16 protein-coding genes and 1 tRNA gene are annotated in these 19,212 nt (G+C 51.5%); 4 read left to right on the plus strand and 13 right to left on the minus strand.

Translation table 11 applies throughout. The features are described from left to right. The first annotated feature begins 27 nt into the window (after window positions 1-27). The 4 genes from Pr1d_RS11150 (at window position 28) to Pr1d_RS11165 (ending at window position 3,253) form a co-directional block, all read left to right on the plus strand. On the plus strand, window positions 28-852 hold the full coding sequence (locus Pr1d_RS11150; RefSeq protein ID WP_148073594.1) for a TIGR00282 family metallophosphoesterase: 825 nt from the start codon (window positions 28-30) through the stop codon (window positions 850-852). Between the two features lie 83 nt (window positions 853-935). Further along, window positions 936-1,373, plus strand: coding sequence for a DUF2752 domain-containing protein (locus Pr1d_RS11155; RefSeq protein WP_148073595.1), 438 nt, complete (start codon window positions 936-938; stop codon window positions 1,371-1,373). Window positions 1,374-1,492: 119 nt separating this feature from the next. Then, window positions 1,493-2,188: a hypothetical protein gene (locus Pr1d_RS11160; RefSeq protein ID WP_148073596.1), complete on the plus strand. Its 696-nt coding sequence runs from the start codon at window positions 1,493-1,495 to the stop codon at window positions 2,186-2,188. Between the two features lie 114 nt (window positions 2,189-2,302). Continuing rightward, window positions 2,303-3,253, plus strand: coding sequence for an alpha/beta hydrolase (locus Pr1d_RS11165; protein WP_168205180.1), 951 nt, complete (start codon window positions 2,303-2,305; stop codon window positions 3,251-3,253). A 153-nt stretch (window positions 3,254-3,406) separates the two neighbouring features. Here Pr1d_RS11165 and Pr1d_RS11170 read toward each other — a convergent pair whose 3' ends face one another. The 13 genes from Pr1d_RS11170 to Pr1d_RS11230 all read right to left on the minus strand — a co-directional run bounded on the left by Pr1d_RS11170 (window position 3,407) and on the right by Pr1d_RS11230 (window position 19,212). After that, the gene (locus Pr1d_RS11170) at window positions 3,407-4,024 is read right to left on the minus strand and encodes a LysM peptidoglycan-binding domain-containing protein (protein WP_148073598.1); all 618 of its coding nucleotides are present in this window, start codon (window positions 4,022-4,024) and stop codon (window positions 3,407-3,409) included. A 177-nt stretch (window positions 4,025-4,201) separates the two neighbouring features. Beyond that, window positions 4,202-7,438, minus strand: coding sequence for a protein translocase subunit SecD (secD, locus tag Pr1d_RS11175; protein WP_168205181.1), 3,237 nt, complete (start codon window positions 7,436-7,438; stop codon window positions 4,202-4,204). A 70-nt stretch (window positions 7,439-7,508) separates the two neighbouring features. Continuing rightward, entirely contained in the window at window positions 7,509-7,883 is a 375-nt protein-coding gene (gene yajC, locus Pr1d_RS11180) for a preprotein translocase subunit YajC (RefSeq protein WP_148073600.1), read from the minus strand. A gap of 215 nt (window positions 7,884-8,098) precedes the next feature. Then, a complete protein-coding gene (gene tgt / locus Pr1d_RS11185) occupies window positions 8,099-9,226 on the minus strand; it encodes a tRNA guanosine(34) transglycosylase Tgt (RefSeq protein ID WP_148073601.1) in 1,128 nt (375 codons plus the stop codon). 14 nt (window positions 9,227-9,240) lie between these two features. Continuing rightward, on the minus strand, window positions 9,241-10,566 hold the full coding sequence (locus Pr1d_RS11190; protein WP_148073602.1) for a DNA-directed RNA polymerase subunit alpha C-terminal domain-containing protein: 1,326 nt from the start codon (window positions 10,564-10,566) through the stop codon (window positions 9,241-9,243). A gap of 234 nt (window positions 10,567-10,800) precedes the next feature. Continuing rightward, window positions 10,801-10,874 (minus strand) — tRNA-Thr (locus Pr1d_RS11195). 180 nt (window positions 10,875-11,054) lie between these two features. Next, window positions 11,055-11,693: a response regulator transcription factor gene (locus tag Pr1d_RS11200; protein ID WP_148073603.1), complete on the minus strand. Its 639-nt coding sequence runs from the start codon at window positions 11,691-11,693 to the stop codon at window positions 11,055-11,057. Further along, entirely contained in the window at window positions 11,690-13,663 is a 1,974-nt protein-coding gene (locus Pr1d_RS11205; RefSeq protein WP_148073604.1) for a PAS domain-containing sensor histidine kinase, read from the minus strand. Before Pr1d_RS11205 ends, Pr1d_RS11200 begins: the two co-directional genes overlap by 4 nt. Window positions 13,664-13,745: 82 nt before the next feature. Beyond that, window positions 13,746-15,053: a glycosyltransferase family 4 protein gene (locus Pr1d_RS11210; RefSeq protein WP_148073605.1), complete on the minus strand. Its 1,308-nt coding sequence runs from the start codon at window positions 15,051-15,053 to the stop codon at window positions 13,746-13,748. Next, window positions 15,053-15,487 (minus strand): NINE protein, encoded by a 435-nt coding sequence (locus Pr1d_RS11215; RefSeq protein WP_148073606.1) that lies wholly within the window; start codon window positions 15,485-15,487, stop codon window positions 15,053-15,055. Before Pr1d_RS11215 ends, Pr1d_RS11210 begins: the two co-directional genes overlap by 1 nt. A 10-nt stretch (window positions 15,488-15,497) precedes the next feature. Further along, window positions 15,498-16,757 carry an NAD(P)/FAD-dependent oxidoreductase gene (locus tag Pr1d_RS11220; RefSeq protein WP_148073607.1) on the minus strand — a complete coding sequence of 420 codons (1,260 nt, stop codon included), beginning with the start codon at window positions 16,755-16,757 and terminating at the stop codon, window positions 15,498-15,500. Window positions 16,758-16,774: 17 nt separating this feature from the next. Next, on the minus strand, window positions 16,775-17,290 hold the full coding sequence (locus tag Pr1d_RS11225; RefSeq protein WP_148073608.1) for a hypothetical protein: 516 nt from the start codon (window positions 17,288-17,290) through the stop codon (window positions 16,775-16,777). A gap of 158 nt (window positions 17,291-17,448) precedes the next feature. Next, window positions 17,449-19,212: a polyprenyl synthetase family protein gene (locus tag Pr1d_RS11230; protein ID WP_148073609.1), complete on the minus strand. Its 1,764-nt coding sequence runs from the start codon at window positions 19,210-19,212 to the stop codon at window positions 17,449-17,451.

Consider the following 19,212-nt stretch of genomic DNA (forward strand, 5'->3'; position numbering starts at 1 on the left):
CTGTTTCCTCATTCAGGTTAAACTTCCGTGCGACTGCTTTTCATTGGTGATATCGTAGGCAGCCCTGGTCGCGAGATGGTCACTCGCGGCGTAGCTGGACTCGTCCAGCGACACCAGTTGGACTTAGTCATCGCTAATGCGGAAAATGCGGCCGGGGGATCGGGAATCACGCCTCAGATCTACCGAAAACTGGTGAAGGCTGGTGTCGATGCGATTACCTTGGGTGACCATGTCTATCGTCGAAAAGAGATCTACTCGGTACTTGATAGTGAAGACAACATCGTGCGGCCTGCCAATTTGCCTGACGAAGCCCGCGGACGACGCTGGACGGTTGTCGAGGCCAGAGATGGAACGCAAGTGGGAATTTGCTGCTTTCTAGGCCAGCTCTTTATGAAACCCATCGACAACCCGTGGGGTGTAGCTGACCGAGTGCTCGCTGAATTGCCTTCAGAAGTCAAAGTACGGTTTGTCGATTTTCATGCCGAGGCTACGAGCGAGGCTCAGTTAATGGGACGCTACCTCGATGGCCGTGTTTCGGCTGTGCTGGGAACCCATACTCATGTTCCCACAGCGGACGAATGCCTCCTGCCTGGCGGTACGGCCTTCCAATGCGATGTCGGTATGACGGGGCCTCACGACGGCATTCTGGGACGTAGGGCCGACCGTGTGATGGAAACTATGCTCACGGCAAATCCCACTCAGTTCGACGTGGCAACCGGCGATATGCGACTTAATGGAACTATCGTCGACGTGGATCCAGAAACGGGTATGGCTACGGCAGTTGAGCGCCTCTGCGTCCTCGAATCGGAACTTTCTGATCTTGAGTCGCTAGCATCGGCCACATCGGGCTAGCATTGCAGGGAGTCTCGCATTTTCTGCCTTGAACAAACTGGGCAGCTCAGCTATCGTTCCTCCGCGCTGTATGGTGCATTGAGATGGTTTACGCTGCCATGAAGTCAGAATCGCTCACAGCTGTTGCTCGCGTGATTCTGGCGGCCATCGGCCTGAGTGGACTAGTTTTATGCGCGGCAGCCTGCAACTTGGAGCCTGACCCAAGAGGGTTTGGCACTCACGAACAATTAGGACTTACCCCTTGCAGCTTTTATCAATGGACCGGCCGTACCTGTCCCAGCTGTGGGGCGACGACTGCCTGGGCCCATGTACTGCGCGGCGATATGGCCGAGGGATTGTCGGCCAACCTGGCGGCAACATTGCTTTGCTTGGCGACGTTAATCGCTGTGCCATGGCTGCTGCTGTCGGCTTGCTTCGGACGTTGGTTGTGGTGGAAACCGAGGGAATGGGACGTGCTGCTCGCAGGCAGCGCACTTTTGGTCGTTGCGATACTGGACTGGCTGCGACGGATATTAAGTTAGCTTGAAGACAAACTAAGCTGGAGGCACACTTGCCTTCGCGCTTCGCGTTGCGACCTGACTAGGAAACTTATAGCCAGCCTCATTGATGAGGCGGCACTTATCAAAACAAGGAAAGCAAGATGGATCGCTCTTTCCCTCAACAAAGTTCTTCTCACCAAATTGTAGCTCGGTATGCACGCTGCTGGGGAGTTACTCTCTTAGCTTTGGCGATGGTGTCAACCACAGGTTGCATTCATTCGATCCTTGCCACAGGGATTTATCTCTGGCAGGGAGGCAATGTTGTCCCAGCTCAGTGCAGTGAACTTGAGGAGCAGCGCGTGATCGTGATTTGCCGCCCTCCCGCTTCGAATGAGTACCGCCACGCGGGAGCCTCAAGAAACGTCGGAAAGCGGATTAGCAGTCTATTAGCAGAAAATGTGGTCGACATCGATGTCGTCAGCCCAAGAGAAGTTGACAACTGGGTTGATAAGCAGGATTGGGAGAACTACAAAGACCTTGGTCGCGCAGTAAAAGCTGATAAGATTGTCTATGTCGAGCTCGATAATTTCGATCTCTACAAGGGCACGACGCTCTATCAAGGCAACGCCGAAGTGCATGTCACCGTTTATGACATGAACCAGAAGGGCAAAGAAGTCTTTAGTCGCGACCTGGGCCAGGTACTGTTCCCTCGTAACAGTGGGATTCCCTCAGCGGACAAACCGGTCCAGGAATTCGAACGTCAGTTCGTTGAGGTAGTCGCTACCCAGACAGCCAGCCTGTTCTACAAACATGATCCCAATGTCGATTTCGCCATGGATGCGATTGCGAACCGCTAAATGGGCTTCGTTCGATAGCGGGCGTGCCAGATTTTTGGTGTCATTTTGCTTCTCAGTGCGTTAGAATAGAGAATATCACTTCTTCTAACTCCTGACTCCTGAATGAGGGATGGCATGGCATCTCGCAGATATTCGTGCGGCTTCTTCTTTCTAACACTGCTTGGACTGATAGTATCTCAAGCTGTCGCTCAACCAAGTGGCAGAAATGTTCGCGCACCTGATCCGGAGGATATCGTCCTTACGACTAAGGATGATGTTCGCATAGGAGCTACCTACTACCGCAGTACCATGGGCAGGGAAGCCGTGCCCATCATATTGATTCACGACTACAAGGAAAGCCGCACAGTTTTCAACACTCTAGCGCGCGCCCTCCAATCTCCCAGTGATCCACGACTGGATTCGCACGCAGTTCTCACGATCGATCTACGCGGTCACGGATCTAGTACTGCAGCCGTTGACCGAACCGGCGGCACTGTGACTATCGATCCAGCTCGATTCAAACCTGCTGATTACGGAGATATGGTACGCTTGGATATGGAGGCCGTACGGAAGTTCTTGGTCGAGAAAAACGATGCTCAAGAACTGAATCTTAACAAACTCTGCTTGATTGGCACTGGCATGGGGGCAAACGTCGCAACAATCTGGGCTGCGGTCGATTGGTCCGCCCCGCCCCTAGCACAGCGCAAGCAAGGGCAAGATGTCAAAGCATTGGTCTTAGTCTCACCTATCTGGCGTCAGAAAGGACTTCCCTTGGTTGATGCACTCAAACAACCTGATGTAGCTGAAAGAATTTCCATAATGCTCGTGTATGGCAGCGAGGATACTCTAGCTTCGAAAGACGCTCAAACTGTGTACAAGAACTTTGAGCGATACCATCCCGAACCACCCATCGAGCGCGTTCGTGAACTAAAGGACCTCTATGAATATCCTTTGCCCACCACGCTCCAGGGAACAAAACTATTGATTGATCCACGGTTCAAAATGCTTGCGGCGCTTGATACTTTTTTGAAAGCGAGGCTCTCAGACAAGAACTTCAAATGGGTTGCTCGTCGCGTAGATGAGTAAACTCTCATAGTTATTGAGGGTGTCCGGGATTTTGACCTACTACATTCAAGGGCAAAGCGAATTGTCATCCCGAGGTACTCCGAGGGATCTAGCCAGATTTCTCGGAGTACCTCGAAATGACGGAAAACGATTTCCCGGACACCCTCAGTTAACTCAATCAACTGGCCGGGATTCCTGAGCGGGGATTCTTAATTCCACGCCTATCGGAAGTAAGTACGGATTGCTCAATTGATCTCGATTGAGATCGAAGATTTCTAGCCCTCTACCTGGGTCATCCAAGTATCGCTCAGCCAGTCTCTCGAGAGTGTCGCCGTTGCATACGACGTGTAAGACCTCTTGAGGCCAATCATCTGGCGTGTTGGAGCCGCTCTCTATTTCGGCCACGCTGTAGGCAGGTCGAGCAACTCCAGAAGTTGCTCCGATGTCCGGTGAGGAATCGTCCTCATGAGAAACTATAGGATGTGACTGCATGGCAGGATGATTTGCTAGATCGAAGCTTTCCAAAGCTTGGTTGGATGGTGGCTCGGGAGAATCATTCGTGCTAGCCATTCTGGCAGATACGTGGGCGGGTGCTACCGGGACATCCAGTTCGTGAGGCTCAGAACCGGAAGAATCCATGGTAATGGGGTCTCCGTTAATCGCTCGTGGAAAATCATCAACATTATGCGCAGAAGAATCAGAAGACTCCTGCGTCTGGCGAAAAGGCCATGACAGTACAATCCCGAGAGTTAGGATGGCAATGGCAGTCAGTAGTTTGCGGGATCGACTCACGAGAATGCAATCGTCGTATGAGTAATGCAGAATTGAATGAGGAACGTTTCCCCAATTCAGCTTCGGACTACTCTGGGACGGCAGTTGAGGCTCAATCCTCTAGTGCGCGATATACGGACCGCAGGGATTCGACATTTCCGATCCGGCAAAGTTTGCAGGCATTCTAAGCCACAGACTCTAGCTCGATGATGCCGTAGCCATGGACTCTTTGGAAACGCGGGAATTTGACTTTGCACTACTCTCCGCCTCGTTAGGGCTCATCCAAAGGAGAATCGGAGCCGCAATGAATACTGTAGAGTAGGTTCCTGCAACGATTCCAATCAACAAGGAGAATGCGAATCCGTGAATTCCATCACCACCCAAAATGTAAAGCAAAATTACCGACAGCAAAGTGGTGAATGAGGTCAGGATTGTCCGGGAGAGCGTTTGATTAATACTCAGATTGATCATGTCTCGAGTAAGATAAGGGCTCTTGCCCTTTACCTCCCTTATGCGATCAAATATTACAATGGTGTCGTTGAGGGAATAGCCGATGATTGTCAGTAGTGCTGCTACGATGGTAAGGCTAATCTGAAACTTTTCGATCATGAGTATCTGTGCCAGCCCTGGGATCGCTGAAACGATTGCGGCACTAAGGGCAATCATTCCTATCGAAACCAACACATCATGAATCAGAGCAATCACAGCAGCCACACCGTAATAGATTTTCTGAAACCGAAACCAAATATAGGCGATAATACCAACCAAACTGACAAAAACGGCTGCAAAGGCCTTCGTGCGCAGATCGTCTGCCACGCGACCTCCAATCTTATTAGCGAGGGGAAAGACGGGCTGATTATTGGTTGCTTTTTCCAACTCAGAAAATACACTCTCTGATTCCTCCACAGGAAGCGCCAGTTTAACATTCCACTTGACGAAGCGGCGGGCGCTTCCAGGCTGATATTCTGGGTTGTCGACGGAAAAGGCGACTGAGCCATGCCCTGTTGCGGCAAGCGCATCTTGGAGGAGTTGACTCGCGGTTTCTTGATTCACACCGGCATCTTCGTCCCCGTCGCTTCCAAAAACTATCTCGGCACTTGTGCCCGACGCAAAGGGATCGGCAATCACGGAAGGACTCGTATCAATAGAGGCATCGCCATCACCCGATGTCTCTGTCGTTTCTTCTGCATCATCACTTGCCTTGGAGCTGGCGTCTTCGCCTTCTGCTGACTCGTCTGTCTGAAAGTTAACCAGATTCACCTGCGATCTTGCAGGGGCAGTAGTCGAACTCGTTTGTTTGCCTAGTGGCTTGATGTTGGAGGCCGTTACCTGATACGTCTGTAAACGCTCTCCAAAAGTATCCTGAAGAATCTGTTGTACAGCCTCGACATCCTGCTCTACAGAATTGATAGTGAAGCGGGAGTTCGTCGTGCCAACTTCAACAAGAGAGATATTCTTATCGTTCAGCTCGGTCTTTTCGAGCATCTTTTTAACCTCAGAAAACGGCATTTTGCTGTCATCTCTGAGAACCATCGTCACCGAGCTGCCACCGGTAAAATCGATATTCAACAAATCGTTGCCTCGATCGATCACTGAGAATAAACCGATAGCAATGAGAACCACGGAACAGACGATTGCTAATCCGCGTTTGCCCATAAAGTCAAAATTTGTTTGACCAATCATCTGGACCATACTCAACTTTTTAAGGTTGTTAGTGCGTTCGGCGACGTCGAAGATGAGCCGCGAGAGAAAGATCGCCGAATACATACTCATCACGATCCCGATGATCAATGTAACACCAAAGCCTTTAACATTATCGGGAGCTATTTTGTAGATTGCCACAGCCGTAATAAGATTCGTCAGATTCGCATCAACGATTGTTGACATGGCTTTTGAAAACCCATTGCGAATAGCCATGCGGAGGGCAGCCCCTCGAGCACGTTCTTCTCGAATCCGCTCGAAGATCAGCACGTTGGCATCCACGGACATACCGACCGTCAGAACCAATCCAGCGAGCCCCGGCAGAGTGAAGGCAGCGTGCAGCAAGACCATCACGCCCAGTATCAGTAACAGGTTGGCTCCTAGTGCCAAGCAAGCAACAAGTCCCGCAAAGCGGTAATAAAACAACATGAAGATCATCACGATCACCAAGGAAGCCAAGATCGCCGTGCGGCCCATGCGGACCGTCTCGACGCCAATGGTCGGGCTGATGACTTCGCGGCTAATCGGATCTTTGTTAAGCGATGCTGGCAAACTACCTGAGTTCAAAATGTCGACCACGAAGTCGACTTCTTCCTTGTCGTTGATTCCGGTAATACGCCCTGAGGAGGTAATTTTGGAGTTAATTGCCGGAGCCGAAAGTAACTTGCCATCGAGGATAATGCCGAGATAGTACTTTTGTCCCGAAGGATTGGGAACGTGCTGCCCAGAAAGCCGCCCGAATCGGAAAGCCCCTTGATCGTCAAAGTTGAATCGAACTTCGGGCTGGCCGGTTTCATCGAATCCCGCGGCGGCCTTCTGCAAGTATTCTCCTGTCACGTCATAGCCATCGTTCATAAGCACCAAGGCTTGCGGGATTTTTCCAGCCATTCGTTTTACGAACCGATCGTCTGGCCTGTCGAACGGCCCTAACTTCTCGTCGTAGATCATCCATTCTGCGACCTTGCGGCCACCCATGCGGACCTCGTTTTCACCAGGTGGGAGTGCCTCAGCCAGTTCGATAATCTTCTTGTTCTCTGCAAAAACGGGGGAAGCAGTAATACGAAATTCCAAGGCTCCAGCCGTATAGACCTTCCGCTCGATGTAGTCGAGTTCCGCAGGACTCGCCTTAGGGATAATGATCTCGATTTGGTCCGGTCCATATTCACGGATTGAGACTTCCTTGGTACCGCTGGGGTCGACGCGCTCTCCGAGGGCAGCGATTAGTTGGCGAACCAAGGTGCTGCGAGAGGAGACTGATTGGCCACCTTGCGAATCCTCGTCGTCATCCATGCCTGCCGTATCTTGCAGTTCGTAGATCAGCGTAATACCACCACTCAGGTCGGGCCCATACTTAACCTCTCCTTCGTAAATCACCACGGCCGCTGCCAGCAAGGAGCCTATTGCCACAGCAAATTTCCAACCGTAATCCGGCATCCGCCACCGCCGAGCCAAGTAATTGCCGATGAGGACAGGAACTACGAACAAAGCTATTACAATCGCCAGGAGTACGAAACCTGATATCGGAGCCTGACCTTCGACCGGAGTGGAAGTTGTCGTACGCGGCACTTCCAAAGTCCCCGTTTCAGTCTCTGCTGCACCTGCAATTTCGGCGGTAGAATCGTCCTGTCCCAACGCAGGAATGCTTGACACGCCTACCAGCAACGTAGTTGCCAGGATGGCCGAGAGGGGCAAACTATAACTGCGCAATGTTCCGCCGGTTTGAACGTTTGTCATCTTTGAGTTTTCCATTCTAACTATTTCATTTATTGAGAGCCGTATCTGGCCATTCGTAGACCAGCTTCCTTTATGAGCCCTCAGTTTTGTTTTCATCTGTTACTACCCGGGCGATGGCCGAGAGACTCACTCTCAACTTCGCACCAGACGATTCGTCAACACGTAGCGTCACTTCCTCACGATCACGTTGGACGTTAGTCACAACACCGTGAATTCCACCTATTGTGACAACGCGATCCTTCTCCTTGAGATTGCTGACCAACTCCTGCATGGCCCTCTCTTTATTCTTTTGCGGGCGCAGAATCAGGAAGTAAAAGAACACCATGATTGCGATTAACCCCGGGAGCATACTTCCTAACCCAGGTGGTTCGGGCGCGGCGTCTTGAGCGAAAACAAGCCCGCTTGCTGCCAGCAGACTGGCAATCTGAAACTGAAAAAAGATCATTGAAACCAACAATTTGAATTACTTGCTATAAAACCGAAATTCTACCTTGCTCACCAGCCATATGCCCTTAATTGACATGAGTTTAGGACCGGAGAACGAATTATCATAAATCGTAGCGCCAGAAGGAACAAGGGCGTCCGGTCGTCCTCTGCGGGGCAGGCCTCTAGCCTCGCTTTGTTCATGACGGGCTGGAGGCCTGCTCTACGTGGGAAGACTCACTTCGAATCCTTGGCCCCCCAAGCAGCCAATTTGGCCCGCCGGAACTCAGAAAATGAATCCGCCTCGATCGCTTGGCGAGCCTCAGCCATGAGCCTTTGGTAGTAGGTTATGTTGTGAATCGACGTGAGAATGGGTCCCAGCATCTCCTTGGCTTGGAACAGATGCCTGAGATAACCACGGCTATGCTGGCAAGCAGGGCAAGGGCAGTTCGCCTCCAACGGATCCCGATTCCGTTCATGCTGGGAGTTTCTCAGCCGAACCGTACCCTGGTCGGTAAACGCCAAGGCATTGCGACCGTTTCGCGTCGGCATCACGCAATCGAACATGTCGACGCCACGTGCCATGGACTCGACCAAATCCTCGGGGCGACCAACTCCCATCAGATAGCGAGGGCGCTCAGTAGGCAACGCAGGCACAGTCGCCTCCAACGTGGAGTACATTTCCTCCGGTGGTTCGCCTACGCTCAGTCCACCGATCGCATAGCCGCGAAAATCTAATGAGACCAGTGCTTTCGCACAACTCTGGCGCAACTCTGGGTCGAGTCCCCCCTGAACGATCCCCAGCAGCATCTGGTCCTCGCGCTGAGCGGCCTCCAGGCATCGTTCGGCCCAGCGGACGCTTCGCCAGGTAGCATCCTCAATGACCTCACGCTTATTGGGAAGCGCTACGACATGGTCGAAAGCCATCGCGAAATCGCTCCCTAATTCCTCTTGAATCGCAATCGATCGCTCCGGAGTGATTTCCAACGCTGAGCCATCGATGTGCGATCGAAACGAGACGCCTTTCTCGGTTACTTTGACCCTCTCGGCCAAGCTGAAGACTTGGAACCCCCCACTATCAGTGAGGATTGGCCCCTGCCATCCCATGAATACATGGAGTCCACCCAATTCGGCAACCACATTGGCTCCAGGGCGCAAAGCCAAATGATAGGTGTTGCCCAGAACGATCTGAGCGCCGGTCTCACGGAGTCGAGCGATGTCGACACCCTTAACGGTACCCAACGTGCCAACAGGCATGAACGTCGGCAATTCAACAGTTCCGTGCGGAGTATGCAGGCGCCCCCGCCGTGCATCGCAACCGGTGTCAGAGTGCAGCAATTCGAATCGGAAAGGCGAGGAGGCCATCGTTACAGAGTGGCTCAATCTCCACGCAACTTCAAGTTGGCCTGGGTGAGTTTCTCACGGACCTCATTGAGGCTCGTAACTCCGAAATTCTTGCATTCTAAGAGATCATCACCCGTGCGACGAACCAGTTCGCCAATAGTTGAGAGTCCCAATCGCACCATGCACTTGCGGGCACGTACAGAAAGATTCAGGTCGGCAATGGGTCGATCCAGCAGAGCACGTTCGTCGTCGCTGAGGACTTCGGGATCATACGTTGGCTCCTCTTCTTTCCATGTCGCGGCAAACTGACCAAGTTCGAGTCCCTTGGAAGAAAGCATTTCCCGAATCTCAACAAGCGAAGTCTCGCCAAAATTCTTACTTGCCAACAGTTCTTGCTCGGAAGTCTCGCACAGATCGCCGAGGGTCATAATCCCCATTTTCTGCAAGCAATTGCGACTTCGGACCGACAGTTCAAAGTCGCTCACCGGCACGCTCAACATCTGAGCCATGCGATCTTGTCGACGCCGCGCTTCCTCATCGTAATACATATCGCGCGAAGCATCGGCATCCTTGAAGTAGAGTCGGGCGCGAGGATGGTCGGGATAAGTATCCAGGATTCGTTGGTAGCACTGCTTGGAGCGTTCAAAGTGCTCGATATCTTCGTAGAGCAATCCGAGATTTAGCAACGTACCGACATGCGTGGGAAACTGGGCGGCTGCCCGTTCGTAAAGTTGACGAGCGTAGTCATCATTGCCATGACGATCATTCTCCATCGCCAAGCCAAAGAGTGCTCCCGAATGGGTGTTGTCGGATTCGACAGCTCTCTCTAAGAGGGCCACTACTTCCTCGGGGTTTCCACCCGTTGCAGAGACTGTCGCAGAACGTTGGTAAAGATAATCGGCCGTTTGCTCGATTGCTCCCGAAAGATTGTCAAGTATCAACATGGCATCTTGGGGCTTACCGCAATAGCGAAGTGCCTCACTCTTGGCCAGGGCAACATCGTCGCGATTATAGCCAGCTCGTTCGGAAGACTCGAAAGCAGTGAAGGCTTCTTCATATTTGTCGAGTGCCATCAATGCTTTGCCAAGATAGAAGTGCGTCAGCGCGCCCCCATCGGCACTCCGCAGAGTCCCAACTGCGTCGGAGTAGCGACCAAGCAGGTATTGGCAAACTCCCAGACGCACCGAAGCGGCTGGAGTGCGAGTTTCCTGCTGTTGCATTTCTCCTACTGCGTCCCGCAACAGACGGAAGTTATTGTAATCCGATGAGATCGCTTTCACGATCTGTTTGATTTCATTGGGTCCAAAGGTGCTGTTCGAGAGAACAATTTGTTTGAGATCGATATCGAGGACTTGTGACATAACGGGGCATGCTCCTGAAAAACGCCGGCAAAAACTAAGGTCCTAGTGCTTCGTCATTTGACAAACTTCGGGTGCCAACTGACAGGACATATTGTTGGGCAAGTGGTTCTGTCAGATAGCACCCAAAAAACGAAATTGTCAAAGCACTAGTGTAGCAGGTAGGCCTTCTCACCTAAAAGCCCGCCACGGTATTCATCAACGACCGCTCGCAATCTGAGCCGGCCCACACGTAAGAGCCAGCGGCGGGAGTCGAACCCGCAACCCCCGCATTACGAATGCGGTGCTCTGCCAATTGAAGCTACGCTGGCAAGTTGCCGAAACCTGCCAAAATACAGCATTTCCGCTACTCAGGCAATGGGCGATCAGTGGGGGGCATTGGGTATTGAGAAGGCTTGCTGGAGCTCTTGATGGCCGTTGTCGGAACGGGATTGTTGGTTTTGGCCAAACCATCGCCTTCCCGGGCTAAGAAAGAAGGAGCGGAGCGGCTCTTACACTAAGTTCGGCACAATTCCCAATGCGACCGCCATCCGAACCAACTCAGCCAGTGAGTCGGCTTCCATCTTATGGAAAACCTTTTGTCGATGGTTTTCTATAGTTCGGATACTACAGTCCAGCTTGCGGGCGATAACTTTATTGGCATCTCCTGCGATCATGAGATGGAGAACTTCCAGCTCTTTCGGAGTCAGATTGTCAAGCCGCTGTTTGAGTGAACTGCGCTGAAGCTCGAGTTGATAGTTTTGGAGATCGCTTGCCAGGCCTGCGCGAATTGCATTCCAGAGTTCTTCGTCATTGCTTGGCTTCTCCATTAGGGTGAGTGCTCCATTGCGCATTGCTCTCACAGTCGTAGGAGTCGTTGCAAAAGCAGTGAGTACAATAACCGACATCGATACTCCGAGTTGCAACAAACGTTCCTGCAGTTCTAACCCGCTCATGCCTAGCATCCGGACGTCGGTCACTAGGCAGGCAGGACGCCGTCCCTCAAACGCTTGTAAGAAATCTTCAGCGCTGGGATAGGCCTCGCTTGCGACACCCATGGCCTGTACTAAAGCCACAAGTCCTTTGCGAACTTGTTCGTCGTCATCCACGATATATACTATGGCTTGCTCAATCGCAGAGGTTCCATTCATAACTTCTTCCTTTCTGCTATGGGAAGTCGCATCGCAAATGTCATTCCCTGAGTCGGATTCTTGGAAGCGATTACTTTGGCATGGTGCGTTTCCGCAATCGTTTTGCAGATCGAGAGCCCCATTCCTAAGCGTCCAGGTTTCGTGCTGTAAAATGCATCGAACAATCGCTCAGTATTCTCAATATCGGTACCCGCTCCATTGTCACACAACTCCACTACCAACTCTCTCCGGTCACGACGTGTAGCTATTGCGAGATGTCGGTTTTCACGGTCATTTCCGCTCATGGCTTCAAAAGCGTTCCGAAACCAATCGACGAATAGTTGTAGCATTTGGACTCTGTCTGCATTGACCGAAATTGAACGCTTCTGTAGCGCATAATGCAATTTAACTTCTGCTTTTCTGATTTCATAGCTCAAGATCGCGGCAACTTCGTGAAGGACTTCATTGATATCCAACAACTCAAACTTACTCGGCTTAGTCGTTGTAAACGAGTGCAATTGGCGGATGATCGTTGCAGTACGAGAGATAGAATTCGTGATTTCACGCGTACAATCAATAGCGGTTGAAATGTTAGCCACACCTTCCATTTCAAGATTACGCCGCGTGGCCTCCGCAAAGAGTTGGGCCGCATGCAGCGGCTGATGAATCTCGTGGGCGATGCCAGAAATCAATTCCCCCATGGTTGCCAAGCGAGACACTCGCATGAGATGGTCTTCGCGATCTTGAACCAAGTCCTCTGCTTGCTTTAGGTCAGTAATGTCTCGTCCAACAGATTGATATCCCCTGAGAATACCTTGTTCATCGAATAGTGCCCGGTTTGTCCAGTGGTGCCAACGAAGATTCTTGTCCGCATCCAGCACTCGGTGCTCACTTGTCACGGCTGGCTCTTGGGGAGTGAGTCCCGCGATTTCGGCGAGCACACGACCGCGATCTTCTTCAACGATATCTGGCAGAAAGGAAGCACCAAGTAACTCACTCGCCGGCATATTCATGTAACGACAGTATGCCTCGTTGACGAACGTATAGACCCCTCCTTCATTCCAACGACAAATGAATTCCGTTTGATCCTCGACAACGCTCCGATAACGTGATTCGCTTTCTGCAAGCTGGACGTTGATCTGACTAAGTTCTTGAGTTCGCTCTCGGACCCGCACCTCTAACTCTTCTTTAAGCCGACGCAATTCCTCAGCGTTCTGAGTAATCTCAGTGATATCTTTGGCGATTCCTTCCATCAGCAAATACTGACCTTCGGGTGAAAACACCGGTCGTTGCTGAATTTCAAGGAGTCTCTTTTCACCAGATGCGTGAGCAACTTCCGTAGTAAACTTGTAGAACCGAACCCCTGCCTGGAGATCAGCCAAAACCTGATCCGCCGTTTCTCGGCCTGAAAAGTCCTCGCCAATGAGTTCCCGCCAATTGAGTCCCATTAACTCGTGCGGCAGATACCCTAGTATCTCCTCGACCGAAGGGCTCACATAAGTCAGTTCTCCATTGGGGAGATGCGTGTAGATGGCATAGTCCCCCCCCAATCCCTCCACTAGACGGCGATATTTCCGTTCGCCTTGGCTTAATTTGACCGCGGCATTAACGTAGTGCGTTACGTCTACGGCCAATCCTTCCGATCCTCCCGAAGTCTCTTCAGAACTTGGAAGTACACGCTCTTGGAGCTCGAGGATCGCTATCTCACCGTTGTTCTGCCGTACTATGGCACAGCGAGTATTGCTTTTCGAACTTTGATGACCATCCTTCTGCTGATCCAGCGCAAATAAACCCAAAGAATGTTCGAGATCGAATATGTCTTGAAACGACTTGCCTACAACCTCAGAACGTGGAACACCTAACAAGCCTTCCAAGGCGGGACTTATAAAAGTGAAACAACCTGCTGAGTCCACTCGGTAATAAAGGCAAACGGATTCGAAAAACGATCCTCCCTGAAGGGACAAATCAACGTTTCTCTCTGTGACGCTCATTTTGCCGATAGAACAGGGTTTCGTGATTCAGCGGAAAGATTTCTCTTCTATTGAGTGTAACATGCCATACTGCGACTATGTGCTACAAAGTCGCAGTCTTTTCTGTAATCAAGGTTCGGTAAAGACCCAATGTTTGCTCTGCCATCGCCGAGACATGGTACTTGTTTTCAATTCCAAGTTTGCCTTGTTCCCCCAGGTCCTTTGCGAGACTGGTATTGGAGAGGACTTCAAACAGTTTTTCTGCCAAGTCCGCCGTATCGTGGGGCTTAAAAAGCAATCCTCCACTTGTAGCTTCCAACATCTCTGGAAAGGATCCATGCCCAGGGAGTACCACCGGAACGGCATTCGCCTGAGCCTCTAGGGCTGGAAGTCCTTTGCTTTCTTGATAGACCGTGGGGGTGCTGAAGACGTCCAGGGATTGAAGGAACTTAATCTTTTCTTCACGATTCAATTCCCCATGATAGTGAAATCGTTTTGCCAATGGCCCGTCAGCAACTCTGCTTTCAATTTTACGAAGATAATCTCGGTCTCCCTTACCGAGATACCCGGCGGCATGGAGTTCAAACGCGGGACATTCGGGCCGAGTGCAGAGAAGTTCGCAGGCCTCGACTAACAGGTGCAACCCCTTGTCAGCGCAGATGCGTGCAAGAAAGCCAATGCGTCGCGGCTCATTTTCTTGTTGTCCATTCCGCACTCCATGTCCCGCCAAATCGAGTCCGTGGGGAATGACGTGAACCCGTTCGCGCGGAACTTCCAGATACTTACTCATTTCATCCGCATAATATTTGTTCAGCGCAACAAAAGCATCGATTTCCGTAGCCCGTTCGCACAACAATTGACGAGCTTGCGAATAGAATGGCTCGGATAGTTTCTCTAAGAAAATATCTTCGCCCGATAGGGAACAAACCACCGGAGGTCCAAACCGCTCAGCGATCATGCGCGCCAGCCCAAGCATCATCGAATTCGAGAGATGAACTACCTCTGGCCGCACTTCATCGATCAGCCAATCCACCAGTTTCTCCAATTCTTTTCGCTGGTTACCCTGTTCCCCTTGAAGCATTGAGACGGTTAAATCACCCAATTGCGTGGGATCAACGTTTCCGGAAAAGTGGCTAATCGTCCGCAAGAGGGCAGGGTGGTCTAGAAACCAGTCAAGCCAACGAGATGTCCTTCGAAACAAAGCCCACTTCTGCTGCATGTAAACATTGATGCCACCATAGAAGACCTTGCGATGGCTAACATTCACTTCATCAGTTCGCAGCGGTGTATAGATTGGAACGAGAATCACATCCTCGCCCATCCGCAGCAACTCCGCGGCGAGTGTGTTGTCGTGCAAACAACTCCCACAATACATGCCAGCGGCACCGGCGGCTAGGTAAGCGATTCTCACTAGACGTAAAACCCATTCATTTCATCGACCTGCTCATTAAGCGTCCAAAAGTCATAGAGGATGCCTACGAGGAATAGGCCACCGGTTACCAAGTAGAGAATTCCGGTGAACCATTTGCCTAGGTAGAAACGGTGTACGCCAAACAGGCCGAGGAATGTAAGTAGAAACCAAGCTGCCGTGTAGCTAGTCGGTCCAGCCAAATATCGCCGATTGGCACTTCTGTCCATGCTTGGAATCAACAGCAAGTCAATAAGCCAACCGATGCCCAAAAGGCCAAGAGTGAAAAACCAAATCGTTCCCGAGACAGGCTTACCATAATAGAAGCGGTGAGATCCTGTGAAACCGAAAATCCACAGCAGGTATCCAATGACGAGACTGTGCGTATCGAGATCGGGGGAGTATGGATTTTGGCCGTATTCGTATTGTTGACCCATGCCAGTGCTATTATTCCGATGTGGGTATCGATTCCTTCGACATCCGTCCTTCCAGCCACGGGTCAAGATCATCAAAAATCTTCCCGGGTCGTCCATCGAAGACTCGACCGATTAGCAGGTCTACCAACTCTGCCTGGTGTTCGGGGTATTCAGTCACAAACTGGCCGACGCGAAATTCGCCCGAGTAGAAAGCATGCACCAGTTTGCGGATGAGATTCGTTTGGCGTGAAAAACCTTCTACCCAGCGTCCCAGCGTCCTGGAAGACAAGTCATTTGCGCGGAGACCGTCTACAATCGCGTCGGCAGCTAGCTCACCGGATTTCAAAGCGAAATATACGCCCGAGGAATAAATTGGATCGATAAATCCCCATGCATCTCCTACAAGCACCCAGCCGGGGCCCGCTGACTGATTCGTGGTGTAGGAGAATTCCTTCACGACACGAAGTTCTTCAGTTGGTTCTGCATCGGCTAGCCAATCCGATAGCGTTGGGCAATTGGCCAACTCTTCGGTGAAAACGTCAGAAGGCAATCCTCGGCCTTTCAGCAAATAGTCATTGTCTCCTACCAGCCCGACACTTACCAAGTTGTCAGTTTGCGGAATGTACCAGAACCAACTTCGATTCTCGGTCGTCTGCAAGATAACCGTCTTAACTCCGCCCCCTTCGGTATCGACTTTTCCTCCTCGAAAATGACCCCATATGGAGGCTTTCCGTAGCGTGGGATTCATTTGCTTCAGGCCAAGCTTGGAGGCCAACAGGCACTGTTGACCCGTTGCGTCAACGACGACACGGGCAGCGACGTCGTGAGCTTTTCCGCCAGATGCCTGAAGTCGAACTCCAACGGCTTGATCCTCCTCAAGTAGCACATCAAGGGCGCGGGTTTGATCTTTACATTCAGCCCCGTGCTTCTCAGCATTATCAAACATCAGTTTGTCGAAGTCGGCCCGATCGACATGCCAAGTTTCGCTGCATTCGCGGTCGTCATGAGAACGAAAGTAGAAAGGCGCCGATTCCTTGCCCGAACTGCTAACGAATTGTACGCCAACTTTCCTGGCGTAGTCGTCGCGTTTTAGCTGTGGCAAGATCCCCAGTCGCTCGAAAATCCAATAAGTTTCCGGCATCAACGATTCACCGACATGTGGCCGCGGCATTTCGGCTCGTTCGACAAGAAGAGTTCGAAATCCTGCTGCCGCAACCAAGGTCGCCACTGTAGATCCGGCGGGACCAGCGCCCAATACAACACAATCGTAGGCAGATTTCAATTCGCTCATCTTTTAGCCAGTATCTCTCAAGGCGCGACAATTTCTAGCAATTCCACGGCAGGTTTCTTGTCAACCAGAATCCGTGCCGTACGTCCGAAACAAGTATCTCCTGGCTTCAATTTCAGATATTTACAAAGTTCCGGGCCTGCAGTGATGCGCCAAAGCTGTTCAAGTTCTACATCTCGCATCAGATGATGGCGGATCATGATACGTCCTAAGGGAAGTGCCTGAGACTCGATTTCCATGCGGACAATTTGGGGAAGTCCTGCCAGAGAGATGCGCATGATCCCAAACTGGACGGGGCAGCCGTCGCGCTGCAGAGACAGTAAAATTCGACGCGAGTAGAAATCTTTGTCATGATGTTCACTAAGCACACTTAGCTTCACCAGACTGTTGTGCCAAGCCTCAACGGTCACCGTCATGTGGTCGTCATGTGCCAAGAGCGCTTTGAACTGATCGGGAAGTTCACCGGCGGCTACCTCCTCAAAAGCCCCAACTTCGGCAGTCGTCGGGTAGAACAACTCACATAATTCTTCAATCATGGGGTTTACATCATTTCTCGTCAAAGTGTAAACGGAGAGAGTTGTCAGGGGCTTTGCAAATCTGTGTGGGCTATGGTCAAGATGTCATATGATTTAGCACACACTTGAGACGGTGACGCCCAATCAACAAGTATACTTGTGCGGTGCTATCGCTTATTCTACCCCTCTGCGTTTGGTTGGGAAACAGACTCTGCGATCTTGGCAGAGCCAAAAAGTACCGTTTCAACCAAGTATTGCAACAAACGTTGAAGGCACGCGGGTTCGATTTCATTGGCAATGGAAAGAGCTTGCGTTTGATACTGTGCAACCAACTGATCCGCTTGGGAAAAAACATGGGACTGTACATATAGTTCCCGCACTTTCTCAACCTTTTCGTTGCTAGGAAGCGAAGTACCTACGAGTTGCATCAATTCCTGGCAATGACTTTCAGAGAGTCCGTCGATGGCCAATGCCCATAGCACGGTAGGTCGACCACCGAGAGTATCGAGCCCGGCATGCAACTTATTGTCTTGGTCACCTTGCCAATCTTTTAGATCATTCAGAATTTGAAATGCGATTCCCAAATATCGACAGAACTCTCGGAGTCGCGATTGGTTTTCTCCCAGCGGGCCTGCGCATCGCAGGCCGCTAAGCAAAGCCGCCTCAAACGCGGGTGAAGTTTTCAGTGCGTAGATTTCTAAGGCATCTTGGACCGAGAGCAGTTTGTTCCGCGCATCTCGCCATAGTAACTCGGCCCCTTGCCCCTCGCTGAGTCGCAGATGGGCATCGGCTAAAATATCGACAATATCGCCCACAACATCGGCCCCAAGCGAAGCCGACTCACGACTCACTAGGCTATAGCCCAAGCCAATCAAATAATCGCCCACGTTGATGGCGGTAGGCAAGCCATGTGCACGATGCAACGTAGGCCTGCCGTACCGGAACTCATCAGCATCCTCGATGTCATCATGTACAAGCGATGCCTTGTGGAAAATCTCAATCGATAAGGCAACCCGGCGAACCGCATCAGGGATTTCTGGCTGACCATTTGATGTGGACCGATCTGACTCCGTTGGTTGGCTCATAGCTTGATAGGCGGCCAACGTGATGAAAGGTCGGGCATACTTTCCACCCAAAGCGAGAAAGTCATGGGCGATCGTTTCAGTCGCCGCAATTGGTTCCAATGCCGAAGCGCCCGCTCCATTCACTTCAGCGAGGCTAGGCCCGCCTCTCAGTCGAGGTACAAGTCGCACCAACTCTGCAGGTTCAAACATGGATCGAGCGGATCGCAAGATGGTCGCGTACCTGGATTCACGACTACAATGATCCAATGGAGTCCATCGCAATAGTTCAGCTACCCACTCGGAATCAAACGGGGAGCCACTTTCTTCATCCAATAGTGGGACTGCTAACGCGGGAACCCCTGAGAGTAGGATCATATCGAGTGCCTTCTCCAAGACGTCGAGACTCGCCACTCCCACGATCGCTTCGATCGAGTTGCTGAACAAGAGCTGCATGACTTCAGGCGAAGCCTCAGCAACATGTACCGTCACGCCCAAGGACTCCGCCTGGGAACGAACTTGGTCGAACTCGCCATTGTTGACAGACTCTTTTGGCAACAGCATGAGCCGCCTCGGAAGAGGAACTGCTGTTACCCGAGTTCGCCAAAACTCGTTGGACAGCACAACCATCGTCCAGCCGACATAGCATTCAGGAAGCTGGAGCTTTATGAGAATCAGTCGGGCAGCGGCTTCTAATTCTTCTTTGGAAAGACCTTGAGAGGGCTCGAATTGCAACGAATGTTGAACGCATTCGCTACGGATAGTGTCGCGCAGATCAAGGTTCTCAGGAACCTGTTTCAGAAGACCTGCCGAGGCAGGATCCCCAGCGGAGAGTCCTCCCAACGACTCCTGAACCTGGACTTCGGTAGGATTCCCCGCCAC

The sequence above is a fragment of the Bythopirellula goksoeyrii genome (assembly GCF_008065115.1).
Classification (GTDB): domain Bacteria; phylum Planctomycetota; class Planctomycetia; order Pirellulales; family Lacipirellulaceae; genus Bythopirellula; species Bythopirellula goksoeyrii.

Coding starts and splice junctions, on each gene's coding strand:
- Pr1d_RS11200 (WP_148073603.1), bottom strand. CDS start 11,693: ATGAATGGAACCTCTGCGATTGAGCAAGCCATAGTATATATCGTGGAT.
- Pr1d_RS11165 (WP_168205180.1), top strand. CDS start 2,303: ATGGCATCTCGCAGATATTCGTGCGGCTTCTTCTTTCTAACACTGCTT.
- yajC (WP_148073600.1), bottom strand. CDS start 7,883: ATGATCTTTTTTCAGTTTCAGATTGCCAGTCTGCTGGCAGCAAGCGGG.
- secD (WP_168205181.1), bottom strand. CDS start 7,438: ATGACAAACGTTCAAACCGGCGGAACATTGCGCAGTTATAGTTTGCCC.
- Pr1d_RS11190 (WP_148073602.1), bottom strand. CDS start 10,566: ATGTCACAAGTCCTCGATATCGATCTCAAACAAATTGTTCTCTCGAAC.
- Pr1d_RS11160 (WP_148073596.1), top strand. CDS start 1,493: ATGGATCGCTCTTTCCCTCAACAAAGTTCTTCTCACCAAATTGTAGCT.
- tgt (WP_148073601.1), bottom strand. CDS start 9,226: ATGGCCTCCTCGCCTTTCCGATTCGAATTGCTGCACTCTGACACCGGT.
- Pr1d_RS11225 (WP_148073608.1), bottom strand. CDS start 17,290: ATGATTGAAGAATTATGTGAGTTGTTCTACCCGACGACTGCCGAAGTT.
- Pr1d_RS11155 (WP_148073595.1), top strand. CDS start 936: ATGGTTTACGCTGCCATGAAGTCAGAATCGCTCACAGCTGTTGCTCGC.
- Pr1d_RS11220 (WP_148073607.1), bottom strand. CDS start 16,757: ATGAGCGAATTGAAATCTGCCTACGATTGTGTTGTATTGGGCGCTGGT.
- Pr1d_RS11215 (WP_148073606.1), bottom strand. CDS start 15,487: ATGGGTCAACAATACGAATACGGCCAAAATCCATACTCCCCCGATCTC.
- Pr1d_RS11205 (WP_148073604.1), bottom strand. CDS start 13,663: ATGAGCGTCACAGAGAGAAACGTTGATTTGTCCCTTCAGGGAGGATCG.